The sequence below is a fragment of the Chromobacterium sp. LK1 genome (assembly GCF_001043555.1).
Taxonomy (GTDB): Bacteria; Pseudomonadota; Gammaproteobacteria; order Burkholderiales; family Chromobacteriaceae; genus Chromobacterium; species Chromobacterium aquaticum.
In genome coordinates this window covers 1-17,957 of sequence record NZ_LDUI01000066.1, presented here as the reverse complement: position 1 = coordinate 17,957, position 17,957 = coordinate 1, and the positions used below count along the sequence as shown (strand labels likewise).

The window sequence follows — 17,957 nt, the reverse complement described above, 5'->3', positions numbered from 1 at the left end:
AACAGACAATAAGGCCAGGCAGGGGAGCTTTAGCCAATGCCCCCGCTCCAAACGCCAGGACAGACAGCATGGTAGTCAAACCCGAGTGAAGCGATACCGGCGCCGCCACAGCCAGGCGGCGCCAGATCATCAAAGGAGAGAGAAATGGCTAGAACGCATGCCGAATGGAAGCAATTCGCCGCTCAACTGAAGATCGAAGGGCGCGCCTTCATCGCCGGCGAGTACTGCGCCGCGCAAGACGGCAAAAGTTTTGTCTGCAACAACCCCGCCAATGGCGAGAAGCTGGCCGACGTGGCCTGGTGCGGCGAAGCCGACGTGGAGCGCGCGGTCAGCGCCGCGCGTCGCGCCTTCGACTCTGGCGCCTGGTCCGGCCTGGCTCCGCGCGAGCGCGGCCGCATCCTCAAGCGCTTCGCCGCGCTGATCCACGATCACGGCGATGAATTGGCCCTGCTGGAAACCCTGGACGTGGGCAAGCCCATCAGCGACACCCTCAGCGTGGACCTGCCCGGCAGCGCCTACTGTGTGGAATGGTTCGCCGAGGCCATCGACAAGATAGGCGGCGAAGTGGCGCCGGTGGATCCCAAGGTGGTGGGCCTGGTCACCCGCGAAGCCATAGGCGTGGTGGCCGCCATCGTGCCGTGGAACTACCCCATCATGATGGCCAGCTGGAAGTTTGGCCCGGCGCTGGCCGCCGGCAACCCGGTCATCATCAAGCCATCGGAAAAATCCCCGCTCACCGCCATCCGCCTGGCCGCGCTGGCCAAGGAAGCCGGCATTCCCGATGGCGTGTTCCAAGTGCTGCCCGGCGCCGGCGACGTGGGCAAGCTGCTGGCGCTGCACATGGACGTGGACTGCGTCGCCTTCACCGGCTCCACCGGCGTGGGGAAGCTGATCGCCGGCTACGCGGCGCAGTCCAACCTCAAGCGCGTCTGGCTGGAACTGGGCGGCAAATCGCCCAACATCATCCTGCCGGACTGCCCGGACCTCGCCCAGGCGGCGCGCGCCGCCGCCGGCGGCATCTTCTACAATATGGGCGAAGTCTGCACCGCCGGCTCCCGCGTGCTGGTGCATCGCGACATCAAACAGCGCTTCCTGCAGGAACTGGAAGCCGCCGCCACCCGCTACTATCCGCAAGACCCGCTGGACCCGGCCACCAATATGGGCGCCATCGTGGACCGCATCCAGTACGACAAAGTGCTGTCCTATATCGGCAAAGGCGATAGCGAGGGCGCCAAGAAGCTGTTCGGCGGCAAAGCGGCCCATACCGACACCGGCCTGTTCATTGAACCCACCGCGTTTGATTGCCCCAGCGCCGACCTGACCATCTGCCGCGAGGAAATCTTCGGCCCGGTGCTGTCGGTGATCACCTTCGACGACGTTGAAGAAGCCATCCGCATCGCCAACGACACCGAATACGGCCTGGCCGCCGCGGTCTGGACCTCCAACCTCAGCACCGCGCACCAAGTGTCGCGCCGCCTGCGCGCCGGCACGGTGTGGGTGAATTGCTATGATGAAGGCGGAGACATGAACTTCCCGTTCGGCGGCTTCAAGCAGTCCGGCAACGGCCGTGACAAATCGCTGCATGCGCTGGAAAAATACACCGAGTTGAAGAGCACGCTGATCAAGCTGTAAACCGCGTTTACAGCGCCGCCGACAGGCTGCCCTTCCGGCAGCCTGTTTTGTTTCCACCCCGCCCAGCAAGGACCGTGACATGATCAAGCGCCTCTCCGCCCTCCTCTGCCTGCACGCCGCCACGGCCATGGCGGGCGCCACGGCGCCCGCCTGTCCGGCGGAAGGGCTGAAGGTGGGTTATTACCCGACAGCCACCGCCTATGAAGGCGGCAAGGGCTACGACGTGGACCTGGTTCACGAACTAGCGCGCCGGCTGGACTGCAAGATCCGTGAAGAGCGCGAATACCCGCGGCTGCGCGTGCTGCTGCTGGTACAGCACGGCAAGCTCAACCTCGCCACCTCCACCATCCCGCTGCACAAACGGCTGCGCTACGCCTGGGTGCTGCCCTACACCCGCGACCGCAACATGACCCTGCTCAACCCCGCGGTGCAGAGCAAGACACCGGAACAATGGCTGAACGATCCCAAGCTCAAATGGGGCGCCGTCATCGGCTACCGCAACAGCCCGCTGCAAGACCACTTCCTGCAACAAATGGCCAAGCGCGACAAGCTGATCTGCGCCGCCAATGAAGAAGACCTGCTGGCCATGCTGCGCAGCGGTTCCATTACCGCCGCCTTCTCCCAGCCCCAGGTCTACGATCACTGGCTCAACGGTCAACCGCGCGCCAGGCTCAAGGTCAAGGTCATGGATCCGTTTCGCGACAGCAGCCTGGAAAACGGCCTGGTCCTCTCGCACCGCGGCTTCACCGAACGCCAGATGCGCGTCTGGCGCGATGAATTGGGCAAAATGCGCGAAGACGGCAGCCTGCACCGCATCCTGCGCAAATACCTGAGCGAAGACAGCGTGCGCGGCATGCTGGAATAAGCGCCACCCGCCATCCGTCCACGCGCGGCAAAAACCGCCAAACCCGGCTATAGCTAAACAGACGCGGCAAGGGAGAATGGCATGAAAGGTCTGTGGGCGGCACTGCTGGGCGGCATCCTGGCCACGCCGGCGGCGCTGGGCGAAACCGCCTGCCCGGCGGCGGGGCTGAAAGTGGGCTACTACCTATTGGGCGGCGCCTACGAGGAAGGGCGCGGCTACGATGTCGACCTAGTGCACGAACTGGCGCGCCGGCTGGGCTGCAAGATCGTGCAGGAAGAAGCCTATCCGCGCATCCGCGTGCTGAAAATGGTGGAACACGGCCAGTTGAACCTGGCCACCTCCACCATTCCCACCGCCGACCGCCAAAAATACGCCTGGATCTATCCCTACTTTTACAGCAAGAACATGATCCTGCTATCCCACCACGTAAACCCGCGCACGCTGGACCAGCTATTGATCGACCCGGCCGTCAAATGGGGTGTGATTCGCGGCTACCGCCACAGCCCGGAGCAGGACGCCTTCCTGGAACAGCTGGCCAAGCGCGGCAAAGTCGTGATGGCCAACGACGAGCGCGATCTCTACGCCATGCTGTCCCAGCGCATCATCACCGCCGCTTTCGCCCTCCCGCTCAGCTACGATCGCTGGCTCAACTCCCCAGCCCTATCCGGCCAAGTGGAGGTGCTGGACCTGTTCCCCACCTCGGAACGCGTGGCCGGCGGCCTGGTGCTGGCCCACAGCGACTTCAGCCAGCAGCAGGCCGAGCAATGGCAAGCCCAACTGCAGCAAATGATCAAGGACGGCAGCTTGCGCAAAATCCTTGGCAAATACCTCAGTCCCGACAGCGTGGCCCGCATGCAGCCCTGACCCTAGGTCCAGCTTGCCGCCGCACGCCAACGCGCGCGACACTGCGCTGTCCTCACCACGGGAGCGCCCGATGAAATCCTTGAACCGCCTCGCCCTGCTGCTGCCGCTGCTGGCAGCTTTCCCCGCCCATGCCGCCGACGACGCCGGCAAAGTGCAAACCCTGGTCATGATGCGCCACGGCGAAAAGCCGGAAGGCGGCTACGGTCAGCTCGACTGCAAGGGGTTCAACCGCTCGCTGGCCCTGGCCAAGGTGCTGCCGCAGCGCTTCGGCAAACCGGACCAGATCTACGCGCCATCCACTTCCAGCCAAGCCAGCGACCCGGCCGGCACCTTCAACTACATCCGGCCGCTGGCCACCATAGAACCCACCGCCATCTCCCAGGGCCTGCCGGTCAACACCAATTTTGAAACCGCGGCGATAGACGGCCTGCAACAGCAACTGATCGACCCGCTGCACCACGGCAAGCTGGTCTTCATCGCCTGGGAACACAAGCTGCTGCAAGTGATGGCCACCAACATCATGAACCAATACGGCGGCAAGAACGGCGGCAGCCAGGTGCCCAAATGGGACAAGAACGACTTCGACGGCCTCTTCATCCTCACCGTCGACTACAGCCACACCCCGCCCAAGGCGAAATTCCGCCGCGAACAGCAAGGCCTGGACAAGCTGTCATCCACCTGCTGGCTGCCCTGATCGCGCCCCATACTCCGCCCACCCATGCAAAACAGCCGGCCCCACAGGGAGCCGGCTGTCGCCATTGACGGTGCCGAGGATTACAGCGCCAGTTGGGCGATGGCCTCTTTAGCCGCGTGAATGGCGGTGGCGCGCTTGTCCTCGCCCATATTCACCGCTTCCGCGCGGACGAAAGCCACATCGTTCACGCCCAGGAAACCCATCACCGTCTTCAGGTAATCCTCCTGGAAATCCATCAGCCGGCCCTGCTCGGTGCTGTACACGCCGCCGCGCGAGGACACCACGATCACCTTCTTGCCGCCGGCCAGGCCCACCGGGCCGTTCTCGGTGTATTTGAAAGTGCGGCCGGTGGCGGCCACGCGGTCCACCCAGGCTTTCAGCTGCGACGGAATCGAGAAGTTGTACATCGGCGCGCCGATCACCACCACATCCGCCGCCAGGAATTCTTCAATCAGCTCATTGCTCAGCGCGGCTTCGCTGCGCTGAGTGGCGGTCCAGTCCGCCTCGGCGGTGAAATTGGCGCCGATGATCTCACCGGACAGGTGAGCGATGGGCTGGCTGGCCAGGTCACGGTAAGAGGTTTCCACATTGGCGTGGCGCTGACGCAGGGTGTCGGCGACAACGGCGCTCAGTTGGCGGGAAACCGAATTAGCGGCGAGGATGCTGGAATCGAGATGCAACAGTTTCATGATCGGGTCCTTCGTGTCTTGGTGGGGAAAGTGATTGCATGATAGTTTTCCGAACCAATCCGCACTAGACTGTGAAAATCGGAAACATTGTTCCATCAGTGAGACAATCATGCAGGACCTGAACGATCTACTGTATTTCGCCAAAGTGGTTGAACATGGTGGCTTTATGGCCGCCGGCCGGGTGCTGGGCATCCCCAAATCCCGGCTGTCCCGCCGCGTGGCGGAACTGGAGCAGCGGCTGGGCGTGCGCCTGCTGCAAAGAACCACCCGCCGGCTGTCCTTGACCGAGATCGGCCAACAGTACTACCAGCATTGCCAGGCCATGCTGGAGGAGGCCGAAGCCGCCGATGAAGCCATCGCCCGCAGCAGCGCCGAGCCGCGCGGACTGATCAAGGTCAGCTGCCCGGAACTGCTGTCCAAGACCCTGCTGGCGCCGGCGCTGCCCCGCTTCATGGCCCGTCATCCGCTGCTGCGCGTGCAGCTGGACTCCAGCAACCGCCGCGTGGACCTGATAGAAGAAGGCGTGGACGTCGCCATCCGCGTGCGCAACGTGATAGAAGACAGCGCCAACCTGGTGGTGCGGCGGCTGGCCACCACCCAGACCTCGCTGGTGGCCAGCCCGGCGCTGCTGGCCGAACGCCCGGCGCCCAAGAGCCCGGCCGACATGGCCGGCTGGCCGGCGCTGACCATGAGCCGCCCGGACGGCCGCGGCCAATGGGCGCTGCTGGACCAGGCCGGCCATGCCTACACCATACAAATAGACAGCCCCCGGCTGATGACCGATGACCTCGTCGTGCTGCGCGACGCCGCCATCGCCGGCCTGGGCGTGGCCGCGCTGCCGGTGCTGGTCTGCCACGAAGCGCTGCAATCCGGCCAACTTGTGCGGCTGCTGCCGGACTACGACATCCCCTGGGGCATTCTGCACGCCGCCTTTCCCACCCGCCGCGGCCTGCTGCCGGCGGTGCGCGCCTTCATCGACTTCCTCACCACCGAGCTGATCCCGCCGGACCACCCGGTCTACCTGCTCACAAGCTGAGCGGCTGGCCTCAACCAACAGCCAGGCCTGTTGCAAACAACCGACGCTAGACGCCTCCGCGCGCCGGGCTCCGACCACTAGCTATTGCAATGCAACAAAAGCCAGGTAGAGTAGGCAGCTATCCGTCATACCAAGCAAAGAGGTGCCGTATGTGGTCGCAAACAGCTGTCTGGTCAAAACTCCTCTCCTCCAACCCCGTCGCCAGCTACTGGCGCGACGCCTGGGAGCGTTCCATCCTCTACTGGGACGTGCAGCATGACCGCGGCGCCGACTACCTGCGGCACGTGCAAAGCGGCAAACCGCCGGTACTGGTGTTCGACTACAAAATCATTCTGGACGGCCGCACCCTGCCGGACCCGGCCAACTACGCGCTCACCGCCATCCTGCCGCCGGCCGGCTGCCCGGCCACCAACCCGGCGCTGCGCCCCTTCGTGGTGATAGACCCGCGCGCCGGCCACGGCCCCGGCATCGGCGGCTTCAAGATGGACAGCGAAATCGGCATCGCGCTGCAGCAGGGCCACCCCTGCTACTTCATCATGTTCTTCCCGCAACCGGTGCCCAGCCAGACCATAGAAAGCGTCAGCCGCGCCGAATACGTCTTCCTCAGCAAGGTCAACGAACTGCACCCGGACAGCGACGGCAAGCCCTTCGTCATTGGCAACTGCCAGGGCGGCTGGGCGCTGGCCATGCTCGCCTCCGCCGCGCCGGAACTGTTCGGCCCCATCCTGCTGGCCGGCACCCCACTGTCCTACTGGGCCGGCGTGGCCGGCAAAAACCCGATGCGCTACTCCGGCGGCATGCTGGGCGGCACCTGGACCGCCTCGTTGGCCGGCGATCTGGGCAACGGCAAGTTCGACGGCGCCCACCTGGTCAACAACTTCGAAAAACTGGACCCGGCCAACACCCTGTGGAAGAAGCCCTACAATCTGTACGCCAAGGTGGACACCGAACGCGAACGCTACCTGGGCTTCGAACGCTGGTGGGGCGGCCACTACCTGCTGAACAAGCAGGAGATGGAATGGATCTCCCAGCAGCTCTTCGTGGGCAACCACCTGGTGGAAGGCAAGATCGTCAGCAGCGACCAATACCGCGTCGACATGCGCAACATCCGCTCCCCCATCATCGTGTTCGCCTCCTGGGGCGACAACATCACCCCGCCGCAACAAGCGCTGAACTGGATACCGGACCTGTACGCCAGCGCCGACGACATCCGCGACAACGAACAAACCATCATCTACTGCCTGCACAACAAAGTGGGCCACCTCGGCATCTTCGTCTCCGCCGGCATCGCCAACCGCGAACACAGCGAATTCGCCAGCGCGCTGGACCTGATCGACGTGCTGGCCCCCGGCCTCTACGAAGCCGTCATTGAGGACGTGGCGCCCAACACCCCCGGCCAGGAATACATCCAGGGCCGCTACATCATCCGTTTCGAAGCGCGCGAAGTGGCCGACATCCTGGCGCTGGACGACGGCCGCGAAGACGAGCGCGCCTTCGAAGTGGTGCGCCGCGTCTCCGAAATCAACCAAGGCGTGTACGACCGCTTCGTCTCCCCCGCGCTGCAAACCCTCAGCAACGAAGCCAGCGCCCAATTGCTGCGCCAGCTCAACCCGGCGCGGCTGGAACGCACGCTGATCTCCCCGCTCAACCCCTGGCTAAGCTGGCTCAAGCCCGCCGCCGAATACGTGCGCGCCCACCGCCAGCCGGTGAGCGCGGACAACCCGCTGTGGCAGTTGCAGGAGCAATGGTCCGGCTGGATGGAGCAAGGCCTCAACCACTACCGCGACCTGCGCGACGCCGCCACCGAACACTGCTTCAAGGCCGTGTACGAATCGCCGTGGCTCGCCTCCGTCGTGGGCGTCCAGCCCGCGCGCGAAACCCGCGCCGCCCGCTGTGACAGCTGGGACAAACAGGAACGCCTGCAGCTCAAGCGCCAAGTGCTGGATCCCGCTTACGAAAGCGGCACCCTGGCCGATGGCTTCGTGCGCCTGCTCATCTACGTGGCGATTGGCCGCGGCATCATAGACGAGCGCCCATTCAACGCCATCCGCCGCATCATGCGCGACATCCGCCATGAATACCCGATGACCCTGATGCAGCTGAAAGACATCGCCCGCAAGCAAGTCTTCCTGGTGCGGCTGGACGAAGCCCGCGCGCTGGCCGGCCTGCCCAAGCTGCTGCCGCAAGAACACCTGCGCCGTCAGGCCTGGCAACTGGCGCGCGAACTGCTGGCGCTCAGCGGCGACATCATCCCGGAACAACAACAACGGCTGGACCAAGTGGCCCACATGCTGCAACTGGACGTCCACGCCCCGGCGCCGGCCATCCTGCCGCCCGCCGAGCCCCCTGTGGCAACAGCCGTGGCCGCTCCGGCCCCCACTGCCAAGGCCAGCGCGCCCGCCAAGAAAGCCGCCGCGCCACGCAAGGCAGCCGTCAAAGCGCCAGCCAAAACCCCGGCCAAGATCGACACCGCCGCCAAACCCGCTCCGGCGGCCAAGCCCGCGGTCAGCAAAGCCGCGCCCAGCAAGCCCGCCGCGACCAAAACCGCCAAAGCGCCCGCCGCCAAAACCCCGGCCACACGCAAACCCGCCGCCGGCAACGGCGCCAGCAAACCCAAAACACCGGGCAACTGAGCACCGCCAAGCGTCCAAATGCCCGGACGGTTAACGCCGTCCGGGCATTTTTCATCCCGATGGCGCACTGCAACATTTTTGCCGCCGCCCATCGGTACAGTCGTTGACTGAACAATACAGCAAACGCTAATATCCTTATCTGCTGCGGGAGAGAGGGGCTAACGCCCCCGCCGAAGACGCAAACTCCCATAATCGCTCAGGCAACAGTACCGCAGCCCATGGATATCAGCCGATTGGAGAGAGGCCCTAAGCGCCCGTTCATCATCTGCTACGCTTCAGCGACAGCGCGTCAAAACCGCTTGGCTTCGCTGCCTGCTCGCAAGATTACGTGACCGGCCCTTAGCCGCCCACCGAAGGGGCAAGTGACATCCGGCAAGGCCCGCACACAGGCCGCGCCCGTCATCTAACTCTCAGGTAAAAGGACAAGGGGAGAGGCAATGCCGGCAGCGTCGCGCCCATGCGCGGCCCGTCGGCCATGCTCAGAACGTGCTCACGATCTCGCGAGCAAGGACGAGACAAGGCGAAAACAGCTGAGAAAGCGGAATGTACAAGTGGTACATGAGCATTTCGAAGATGTTTTCAACGCCGTATCGTCGCAGCGCAGCAGATCGTGCACCAGCTCTCAAGGAAAACCCGTGTTCGAAACTCTTGCCCAGGCTGTGCGCCACCTGGCATGGCCCGCCCATTGCCAACCTCTTTTCCCACCCGGCTTCGCCGCGCATCTCGGCGCCAGCCTGTTTGACCACTGCGACTACATGCTTACCCTGATCTACCTGATCGCCATCACCGCGGAAGCGATGACTGGCGCGCTCGCGGCCGGCCGCCGCAATATGGACATCTTCGGCGTTACCGTCATCGCCTTCCTCACCGCCCTGGGCGGCGGCACCGTGCGCGACATCGTGCTGGGCCGCTACCCGATAGGCTGGACCCAGCACCCGGAATACGTCGGCCTGGTGATTGCCGGCGGCCTGGCCGCCGTGCTGGTGGCCCGCTATATGAAACGCCTGAGCCGCGTGTTCCTGGTGCTGGACGCGCTGGGCCTGATCGCCTTCACCATCATAGGCTGCGGCGTTGCCCAATCCATGGGCTACCACCCGGTGGTGGTGGTGATGGCCGGCATGATCACCGGCATTGCCGGCGGCATCCTGCGCGACGTGCTGTGCAACCGCGTGCCGGTGGTGTTCCGCCAGGAACTGTACGCCAGCGTCTCCTTCGCCGTGGCCCTGCTCTACCTGGGCCTGATCAAGCTGGGCGTGCCGCATGATCTCAACGTGCTGGCCAGCTTCGCCGTCGGCCTCACCATCCGCCTGGCCGCCATCTGGCGCGAATGGCGGCTGCCGGTGTTCATGTACCGGCACGATCTGCATTAAAAAGCGGCTAACAAAAATCACAAGGCGCGCCGACGCGACACAGCAGGGTTTGTTCATCGCGCCAAGCAAGCCAAACCGGCAGGCGCCCGCCGGCCTGCCGGAACTTCCCGGCCCGGCGGCGGCCTACCCAAACCCGTCACCCGCTGAGAGCGCCCCGCATGCCAAGCCCAGTCCTGCAAAACCAGTGCTTGGACAGCGCCATCGTCTGGGCGCACAGCCGCCCGGACGTGGACGCGCTGATCCTCACCGGCTCCTTTGTCCGCGACGACGGCAGCGCCGACATTCACTCCGATCTGGACTTGGAAATCATCGGCCCGAACCCGGCGGCGCTGGCCGCGAACGACGGCTGGCTGCGCGACATCAGCCCCCTGCTCACCGTGCTGCGCCTGGGCGAAGGCCAAGCCTGGCCCACCCGCCTGGCCATCTACGGCGACGGCGTCAAAATCGACTTCACCCTGGCCGGCCCCACCCGGCTGCAAGCCATGCGCGAGCAGGGGCTGGACCCGCTGTACCAGCGCGGCTACCGCGTGCTGCTGGACAAAACCGGCGCGGCCCAAGGCCTGCCCGCGCCACAAGGCCGCCCCGCCGCGCCGGCCCTGCCCACGGCGGAAGTATTCCGCGAGCGGGTGGAAGAGTTCTGGTTCGAGGCCTTTCACATCCCCAAATACCTGGCGCGCGGCGAGCTGTTCGTCGTCAAATTCCGCGACTGGACCATGAAGGAACTGCTGCTGGAAATGCTGGAATGGCACGCCCATAGCCGCCCCGGCGCAGCGGCGGACTGCTGGCATATCGGCACCCGGCTACAACACTGGGCCAAACCGGAGCACTGGCAGGCGCTGCATCAAGCCTTTGGCCACTTCGACGCCGCCGACGCCGAACGCGCCTTCCACGCCACGCTGCGGCTGTACAGCCAAGTGGCACGGGAAGTGGCCGCCCGCGCCGGCTTCGACTACCCGGCAGCGGTGGAAGCCGGCATCCGCGACTTGATCCGCGCACCTGCATAAAGCAACGATCCCGCGACGCCCCTTGCCCACGCGCCGCGCCAGGCGGCGGATTTTCCGTGGGCTTGACCTTTGGGCATGGTTAGATAGAATTCCCTATCTTTCAGGCGTTCGCTTCCGTCCGCCTGTCTTCAGTCCAGCCACGCGCCCCCTCACAGCGGAAGCGCGCCAGCCAAGCCATACAAGCCAAGCGCCGCGTCCCCCGCGGCCAGATACTTTGTCAGGAACAAGATGCGTATCCATGCCCTTCTACTGCCGCTAGCGCTATACAGCGCGGCAGCCTCCGCGGATTCATTCTCCCCCTCTCACCCGGCTTTTACCCAAATACACAAGGCCATGACGGAGAGTTTTCGCATGCAGCAACAACTGATGCGGATGCCAAACCCGCCCGATATGTTCAAGAGAGAGAACAAAGAGGCATCGTCGCCTCAGCACGAGGCGGAGAAGGTTGAGCGCCGGCAGGCTGAGCCGGTGATGACACCGCAGCAGCCACGCCCTGATGAGCAGGCCGCTGGCGATTAAAACAAGAGCGGAGTTGGCCCGGTCCCACCAGGCGCACTGCCAGCAAGGCTAGGCCACCCCGCCACGGCGGGCATGCTCCACGACCGGGAAGAGGCACTCTGGTCCCAGGCCTTTCATATCTCCACATGCCTGGCGCGCGCCAGCGTAAACCAAGGACCACCGCGCCTTGACCCTGGCCGCATAGTCGGCAACAATCCCCGCGTGCCGCAAAAACGCGGTACCGAGATTGGCATCTCGAAGCGCCTCACGACCCAGGCATGCGCGTCAACGCGCATGCTTGCGCTTAGCCATGCTTTAACGGCAGGTGCATGGTGGGAGAGCGCTACGCGCTCACCGGGGTTCGTGAGGCTCGGTAATGCCAATCCCATCACGCGCCTGCCAAATCCTCTACCGGATAGGCAGCTTGTTAATCTTGTTTCATCGCAGGAGTAACGACATGCCGCAATCTCTCTTCCCGCGCCGACGGCGCTACCGTACCCCGGCCCTGCAAAGCCAGGAAATCCTGCTACCCTTCGTCATCCGCCTTCCCGGACGCACCTACCCCTACTACTGGCAAATGCCGCCCACGCCATCCAGCCGCGCCGAAGCCTACGCCTATGGCCGGGAATGCGCCGCCCACCTGCTGCAATGGTTCAAGGACAACCCGGCCTATGTGAGCCAAGGCCTGCTCAGCCGCATCGCCCGCGACATCGACTTCACTCTCACCGAGCAGAGCGGCTACTGGTTGGGCTTCTTCAACCATCTGGAGCGGCTGATCTCGCTCAGCGCACAGCGGATGAATGTCTACGCCTACACCGACCATCAGCACCGGATAATGGACGCACAGGTGGAGCGCTCCTTGCTGGAGCGACGGGTGTTGAAAAAGAGTAAGTAAAGGGAGGCCCCCGGCGAGAACCGGGGGTTTGGTGTTATGGGGGGCGGTTTGTTGGCCAAAGCTGTCATTGGAGGTCGTACGTTGAAAGGTCAGCTTCTGTGCGCAATGTAGACCTTCGCGGCCAAGCATCAGGCAACGATCGATTTCATTGTAGACGAATGCGTACTAACGACCTAACCCGATGTCCATGGGGAGCAGGACTGACCAAGCAGCGAGTGTCGGAAAATAGCCAAGCTGGTTCAATTCAATATCCCATCGGGTTATAATTGCACCTCTTATGAAGGCTGATTTATTGGAGGAGACTATGGCGATACTCGAACTAGGGCTGCTGATCGGAGGTGTAGCCGGGCTAGCTATCGGTCGATGGGGGCGGCCATCAAGGAAGGTATCCGCCGATCACGGAAGTGTTGCCGTCGGCGGCGACTCAAACGCCCCCATATCGGTCACAAGCAATGTTACAGCAACTCCCTCCTCTGACTCCCTCTTCTGGAAAATCTGGAATATCGCGAGTGGTATCGCGAGTTTCCTTGGCTTGGCGCTTACCCTGTGGCAGCTGCGCCCTTGATTGACAGATTAATGAAGCTTTTTGCGGGTAATGCATCCGCAAATAACAGTTCGATTGCCATCGCCGGTGATGCCAACGCTCCGGTCTGCATTACTCAAAACCTGAACGTAACGCTGACTGATGCCCACGTTGATCGGATTACCGACGGGTTGTACCGTGCTGGAGAGGCGTCAATTGCCCGCCAGTTACCGAGCGATCAAACGGCGAGAGCCGACAGTGAGAAACAGATTGATGGCCAGATCGACGCCATACGCAGTTACATAGGCAAGAAGCCGAGCGTTGCTCTCGATCTGCTGGAAAAACTCTACGCCAGCACTGCTTCTACCGCATCGGGACGCATACGCTTTCGCATAAAGGCAAACATTGGGATCTGCCATCACCTGCTCGGTAATGACGAGAAGGCTGCCAGCTACTTGTGTGATGCATATCTGCAAGCCCCAGAGGAACCAAAGGCCATTGCGAACAATGTCCTTGGTCTTGTACTGAGTGGTGACGTTAAGGCGGCCTTCAAGTTCGGCACGGAGCAGCTCAAACTCTATCCTGAGAATGAGACCCTGGCTGGATACCTAGTCCAGTGCGCTGGACATCTGCCAGAAGTAGAAGATCCGCTTGAGCTTGTTCCGCCAGAACAGCGCAAGTCTTCCGAGGTGTTGACCGCCTATATCTATTTTTTGCAGAAAAGAGGTTCTGACGAAAAATGGTGGGCGGTAGCATGGGAAGGGGCAGAGCAGTACAAGGATGATGAGGCGCTTCAGTACGACGCCGCACTGGCGACACTGGATAAGTCTTCCCGAGACCCTCAGCTAAAGCGGACAAACGCCTTGTCCGCTGGCCAGCACGAGCGCCTTATACCCGCAATAGCTGTATTGAAAGAACGCTGGCAACAGTGCTTAAGCACTGATGAGAAGATGCGCCCTGATCAAGCAGTGGTCGGGCATAACTTATTGTCCGCATACCTACAGCTTCGCGACTTCGACTCCATTCGCCAATTCGCCGCGGTGGCGCTGGCGAACCCACGTTGCCCATCAGAGGTTCTCGAACACGTAGGACGTTTATCGTTTCTAACAGGAGATATCGCAACTACACGGGTGGTGCTCGCCAAGGCCAAAAATTCGGCAACCTTGGCTTTCCTCAAGTTCCATCTTGCCGCTTTGGATGGGGACATAGCTTCGATTGCAGCAACACAACCAGAGGTTATCAATGGTTTTCCTGAGCCGGAGCAGGACTGGTGCCGCGTGTTGGCCGCTGTGTCTTGCCTCGAAGTTAGAGAGCAAGGCTTCAGCGAAGATGAATTGCGCACTCTCTTGCCTCTCACCCGTGACAGCAAACGAGCCCTTATTCTCATTGCGAGAAAGGCACGTAACGCCGGCTTCGAATCGTTGAGTACGGAGGTCTATGACAAGGCAAGCTCGCTGGTGACGCCAGACAGCGACTACGCTGGCCGTACAACGGTCGCACGCGAGGCCGCAGTACGACGTGACTGGAACAATGTAGTCGCCCTACTGGACGGGTACGTTTCCGTAGAGGACGACAGCGAGGAACTCGATATGTTGGCACTGGCGTTTGCCAACATCACGCCTCCCCGTGCACGAGGTGTTGAATTCTATAAGACGCTTACCCCCAGGTTGTTAAAGCAACACCGGTACGCTTTGTTCGCCGGAACGTTGAACTACAACAGAGGCGCCTTAGAACTGGCAGAGAAAGATTTCCGACAAGCTTTTGAAGCATCGCCCCGATTGCTAGATGGCATTCTTGCCCTTGCCCAAACATATCTTCGTGCAGAAAACGGAGAGGCCACTCAAAAACTACTGGAGACAATAGACGCTGATGCAGTTGAGGGCAGCCCGTTAGAAAAGATGCACTTGGCGCAACTGCTGGTCAGATTCGGCCGGCCCCGCGATGGGATAAAGCTCGGCTATAGAGTTCTCTGCTCTACCGTTGATAGCGCGAAAGTCAATTTGACATACGTGGGACTTATTCTGAACACTGAAACTGATGTCATTCCCATGCCCGATGTCGTGGGTCCGGGTTGCTGGGTTCGGTTGGAAAATCAGGATCAGGGGTCCGCTGTATTCTGCCTCGATGATAACGGGCCGGACTATCGTAATGAGCGGGTGTCACTCGACCACCCGCTAGCCATTGGCGCAATGGGGCTCCGTGCAGGTGAGTCTTTTAAGGAAGAGCGAAGAATTGGCTCACCAATTCAATGGATAGTCCAGCAAATCCTCGACAAGCACGTTCGCGCTATGCAGGACGTGATGGAGAACTACGAACGTCGTTTTCCCAATCACCCCGGCCTTTGGTCAGTGAAGGTTGGTAAGAGCGAGGGTGATATCTCTGGCTTGCTGGACATTATTAAGGAGCAATCAGAGCGCGACAGATCTAATCTCGACCTCTATCTTGAAAAGCACTTGCCAATGCCTGTCGTGGCATCGATATTGGGGCTTGATGTCCTAAATCTCGCCAGCAGGATTCGGCATTCTGGCAATCCAATCATCTCTAATACTGGGCGGCTTAGTGATCTTGAGTCAGCAATTAGGGTGCTGGATGTCTCTGACTTTGAGCTCGTAGTCTTTGATACATACACCGCATGGTCGGTTGTTTGCAGCGGGATGTTGCCAATACTCGCCCGTATTTTCCCAATATTGGCGGTGCCGCGGAGTGTTGTTGATCAACTCCTGAAATTGCATTCTGAGTTCGATGCTGCACATGACACAGATCGCATGTATTTGGGGTGGGCAGATGGACAGTTCTATCGCGACACTTTCACACCTGAGCAATTGAAAACGCAAGGTCTAGTTATTCGACAGCGGATCGATGAGTTGTGCAACGCATGCAAAGTCGTGCCGGTGGATTGGAAGGAAAAGCCAGCTCCATTGGTGCAAAAAATGATAGACGCAGTCAGGTCTCCTCATATCTTTGACGCGGCATACCTTGCTGCGGGCGGAAATAACTTGCTGCTATCTGAGGATCTGTTCTATCGACAATGGGTCGGGTTGATATTTCCCAATCTCCACCATGCGTGGCTTCAGGCTATTCTGAAGTATGCGGTAGAAGCCAAAATAATTACTCGCATGGAATACTCCGGTGCTATCACTTCTTTGGCTTCGTTTCAGCACGAATATGTGTCGGTCGACGCAGCTACCCTTGTGGCAGCATTTGAAGGCGACACAACAGAGTCTCTGGAGCAGTTTTCCCAACTGGCTAATTGCATCGGCGGAAAGACCCCAGACTGGCCATCTCACATAAATGTCATGGCCGAGTTCCTGAGCCAAATTGTTGATTCGTGGTTTGAGGAAAACCGAACGATTAAGGCAGTGAGTATGATGACTGAGAAACTCCTTCGTCACTCAGGAGACAACTGGCCGGTGATCTATGCCGTCTTATTGGTGCATCCCAAAACAACAGAAAAAGTGCGAACGCTTCTGGAGCTATGGCGCAGGGGGCATTTCCTGCCACTCGAACCGATCACGAAGGTGCTTGAATTGATTAGAGACAGGTGAAACTATGATGTCGATCTCGTCTAAGCACGGATGGCCGGTCTGTAACCAGAACCAGCCATTTCCCTTCGAGTAAATGACCGACAGCTCTGGCCGATTACCTGCCAAATCTTCACTAGGAAGACACCAACCCCACCAAAGCTACTTTCGACAGACTGATAGCCAACGGGCGGCTCACACCGAGTTTCTGATATGCCCAAATTAGCAAAAATGCGCGACGACGTGAGCTGTACATACGCAATAACGACAAAGCGAATAGATTTTGGCAGCAATGGTTGAAGTCAGCCTAGTTCGCCATACAAGGCAATACACAATACAGGTCTGAATTTGTAGCTCAGGACTTGTGTGACGTCTGTTCTTGCATACCGCACGGAGAACTGGTCGCGTTAGCGGCATTCGCCCTGGTATTCCCAGGCCATGGAGAGCCAGCCCTGATGCCGTTCCCTGCAGACAATATCGCCTTTGAAAAAGCTCAGGTCGCCGCGCAAGGGGACGTGGATGACAAGCTCTTCCTTGCTGTGAGGGTCAATGGATTTGGTATGTAGCGCAAAGCTTGCGCTCTTGCCTGACGTGACCTGGACATCCTGCACGATGAACTTATCGGTAGTGAAGGGCGCATGGTCGAATACACCGTTGAGCATGATGGCAGTCAATGCGGCATAAGTGAAAATGACGAAGGCAAAGAAATAACTTTTACTGCGCCCCTGTCTGTTCCTTATTGAAATAAACTGAAGCAGCGCAAAAGCGAGTGCCGCCAACAGAATCCATATTGCCATGTAACGCCCTGGAGAGGATGGCAAGAAATAGTGGTACTCGCTGGCTGCCGAGGACAAGAGCAGGTATAGAATAGCAATCGAAAACAACAAAATGACAGCGCAATTAATCTTGATTGCATGCTCCATTTTGTCCAGCAGGGACACGCCGAAAAATTTTGTAGAAATTGCCGGCAATAAAATAGCGCCACCTCCAACAAAGATGGCGATGGCTGAGTATATCGAGGGGTACAATGGATATATGGACAGCAGAGTCAGAGCAAAAAGTGTAATCAATATAGCTAGGTTAACAGCCTTGATTACTCGCAGCGTTTTCCTTCTTTCCGCTGGGCTAGCACCATAGTCGGCATTGGATGCAATCAAATCTTGGATAGCCCTCTCATCATTAAACTTGAGATTGGCGTATTGATTGAGAAAATCATGAAGCGCGTATTTTTCCACATATTTATATGGCCATGAAAAAAGCGGCACCCCCTCATCACTCCCATAGAAAGTTATACGTTCCTCTTGTTTCACCCTCTCGACTCTATACCCACAGATATCAGCAGTTTTTATTGTCTTTTCGAACAAGACACTCTTAATAACTATCTCATCTTTTTTGACTATCGTTTTTTCAAACACAAGCACATCAATAATGCATACTTCAAGCAAGGGCAGAAGAACATAGGCCGCAACCTTGATGACCGTATCGGCATCACCAGCCCAACCAAGCAAAAAAATGAGTACGGAGATGGAGAGGATGAATAAAACAAACTTTACACGCTTGGGAAGGGTAATGATTTTTTCGAAGTCCGGCTGAGTGTCCATGCATGGGGCTCTACGGCATTTGAATGATAAAGATATATTGTGACGCAGCACACTCAGTCAGCCAAGCAGGTGGAGAGTAGGTAGACAGCACCTACCTCCTCTGCCCTCAGCTCCGCCCCTACCCCCTCACTC

The 17,957-nt window shown here is 60.1% G+C and carries 13 protein-coding genes and 2 riboswitches; of the genes, 11 read left to right on the top strand and 2 right to left on the bottom strand.

Translation table 11 applies throughout. From position 1 onward, the window contains the following. Positions 1 to 144: 144 nt before the first annotated feature. The 4 genes from VI26_RS22420 to VI26_RS22405 all read left to right on the top strand — a co-directional run bounded on the left by VI26_RS22420 (position 145) and on the right by VI26_RS22405 (position 4,055). Positions 145 to 1,632, top strand: coding sequence for an aldehyde dehydrogenase (locus tag VI26_RS22420; protein WP_048411972.1), 1,488 nt, complete (start codon positions 145 to 147; stop codon positions 1,630 to 1,632). A gap of 79 nt (positions 1,633 to 1,711) precedes the next feature. After that, complete coding sequence (locus VI26_RS22415) at positions 1,712 to 2,497, top strand: ABC transporter substrate-binding protein (RefSeq protein WP_048411971.1); 786 nt, start codon at positions 1,712 to 1,714, stop codon at positions 2,495 to 2,497. Positions 2,498 to 2,578: 81 nt separating this feature from the next. Further along, a complete protein-coding gene (locus VI26_RS22410) occupies positions 2,579 to 3,361 on the top strand; it encodes an ABC transporter substrate-binding protein (protein WP_048411970.1) in 783 nt (260 codons plus the stop codon). Between the two features lie 70 nt (positions 3,362 to 3,431). Next, on the top strand, positions 3,432 to 4,055 hold the full coding sequence (locus tag VI26_RS22405) for a histidine phosphatase family protein (protein WP_048411969.1): 624 nt from the start codon (positions 3,432 to 3,434) through the stop codon (positions 4,053 to 4,055). A gap of 80 nt (positions 4,056 to 4,135) precedes the next feature. Here the strand turns inward: VI26_RS22405 and VI26_RS22400 are convergent, their stop codons facing one another. Further along, the gene (locus VI26_RS22400) at positions 4,136 to 4,744 is read right to left on the bottom strand and encodes an FMN-dependent NADH-azoreductase (protein WP_048411968.1); all 609 of its coding nucleotides are present in this window, start codon (positions 4,742 to 4,744) and stop codon (positions 4,136 to 4,138) included. A gap of 109 nt (positions 4,745 to 4,853) precedes the next feature. Between VI26_RS22400 and VI26_RS22395 the strand changes: the two genes are divergently transcribed. From VI26_RS22395 to VI26_RS22365, 7 genes are all read left to right on the top strand, one after another. Beyond that, positions 4,854 to 5,780 (top strand): LysR substrate-binding domain-containing protein, encoded by a 927-nt coding sequence (locus tag VI26_RS22395; protein WP_048411967.1) that lies wholly within the window; start codon positions 4,854 to 4,856, stop codon positions 5,778 to 5,780. Positions 5,781 to 5,929: 149 nt separating this feature from the next. Next, positions 5,930 to 8,413: a DUF3141 domain-containing protein gene (locus tag VI26_RS22390; protein ID WP_082151214.1), complete on the top strand. Its 2,484-nt coding sequence runs from the start codon at positions 5,930 to 5,932 to the stop codon at positions 8,411 to 8,413. Positions 8,414 to 8,548: 135 nt separating this feature from the next. Further along, positions 8,549 to 8,635: riboswitch (glycine riboswitch) on the top strand. Between the two features lies 1 nt (position 8,636). Then, a riboswitch (glycine riboswitch) is annotated at positions 8,637 to 8,849 on the top strand. Between the two features lie 199 nt (positions 8,850 to 9,048). Continuing rightward, a complete protein-coding gene (locus tag VI26_RS22385) occupies positions 9,049 to 9,783 on the top strand; it encodes a trimeric intracellular cation channel family protein (protein ID WP_231462594.1) in 735 nt (244 codons plus the stop codon). Positions 9,784 to 9,941: 158 nt separating this feature from the next. Then, positions 9,942 to 10,787: an aminoglycoside 6-adenylyltransferase gene (locus tag VI26_RS22380; RefSeq protein WP_048411966.1), complete on the top strand. Its 846-nt coding sequence runs from the start codon at positions 9,942 to 9,944 to the stop codon at positions 10,785 to 10,787. 351 nt (positions 10,788 to 11,138) lie between these two features. Further along, positions 11,139 to 11,306, top strand: a complete 168-nt coding sequence (locus tag VI26_RS24750) for a hypothetical protein (protein WP_156184004.1) — start codon at positions 11,139 to 11,141, stop codon at positions 11,304 to 11,306. Between the two features lie 436 nt (positions 11,307 to 11,742). After that, positions 11,743 to 12,180 carry a hypothetical protein gene (locus tag VI26_RS22370; protein WP_048411964.1) on the top strand — a complete coding sequence of 146 codons (438 nt, stop codon included), beginning with the start codon at positions 11,743 to 11,745 and terminating at the stop codon, positions 12,178 to 12,180. A gap of 576 nt (positions 12,181 to 12,756) precedes the next feature. After that, positions 12,757 to 16,248, top strand: coding sequence for a hypothetical protein (locus VI26_RS22365; protein ID WP_048411963.1), 3,492 nt, complete (start codon positions 12,757 to 12,759; stop codon positions 16,246 to 16,248). Between the two features lie 383 nt (positions 16,249 to 16,631). Here VI26_RS22365 and VI26_RS22360 read toward each other — a convergent pair whose 3' ends face one another. Next, complete coding sequence (locus tag VI26_RS22360; RefSeq protein WP_048411962.1) at positions 16,632 to 17,825, bottom strand: hypothetical protein; 1,194 nt, start codon at positions 17,823 to 17,825, stop codon at positions 16,632 to 16,634. Positions 17,826 to 17,957: the final 132 nt, after the last annotated feature.

What these genes read in the sequence shown, in the direction of transcription:
- VI26_RS22370 (WP_048411964.1), top strand. Translation starts at nt 11,743, where the DNA reads ATGCCGCAATCTCTCTTCCCGCGCCGACGGCGCTACCGTACCCCGGCC.
- VI26_RS22395 (WP_048411967.1), top strand. Translation starts at nt 4,854, where the DNA reads ATGCAGGACCTGAACGATCTACTGTATTTCGCCAAAGTGGTTGAACAT.
- VI26_RS22380 (WP_048411966.1), top strand. Translation starts at nt 9,942, where the DNA reads ATGCCAAGCCCAGTCCTGCAAAACCAGTGCTTGGACAGCGCCATCGTC.
- VI26_RS24750 (WP_156184004.1), top strand. Translation starts at nt 11,139, where the DNA reads ATGCAGCAACAACTGATGCGGATGCCAAACCCGCCCGATATGTTCAAG.
- VI26_RS22390 (WP_082151214.1), top strand. Translation starts at nt 5,930, where the DNA reads ATGTGGTCGCAAACAGCTGTCTGGTCAAAACTCCTCTCCTCCAACCCC.
- VI26_RS22360 (WP_048411962.1), bottom strand. Translation starts at nt 17,825, where the DNA reads ATGGACACTCAGCCGGACTTCGAAAAAATCATTACCCTTCCCAAGCGT.
- VI26_RS22405 (WP_048411969.1), top strand. Translation starts at nt 3,432, where the DNA reads ATGAAATCCTTGAACCGCCTCGCCCTGCTGCTGCCGCTGCTGGCAGCT.
- VI26_RS22420 (WP_048411972.1), top strand. Translation starts at nt 145, where the DNA reads ATGGCTAGAACGCATGCCGAATGGAAGCAATTCGCCGCTCAACTGAAG.
- VI26_RS22415 (WP_048411971.1), top strand. Translation starts at nt 1,712, where the DNA reads ATGATCAAGCGCCTCTCCGCCCTCCTCTGCCTGCACGCCGCCACGGCC.
- VI26_RS22400 (WP_048411968.1), bottom strand. Translation starts at nt 4,744, where the DNA reads ATGAAACTGTTGCATCTCGATTCCAGCATCCTCGCCGCTAATTCGGTT.
- VI26_RS22365 (WP_048411963.1), top strand. Translation starts at nt 12,757, where the DNA reads ATGAAGCTTTTTGCGGGTAATGCATCCGCAAATAACAGTTCGATTGCC.
- VI26_RS22410 (WP_048411970.1), top strand. Translation starts at nt 2,579, where the DNA reads ATGAAAGGTCTGTGGGCGGCACTGCTGGGCGGCATCCTGGCCACGCCG.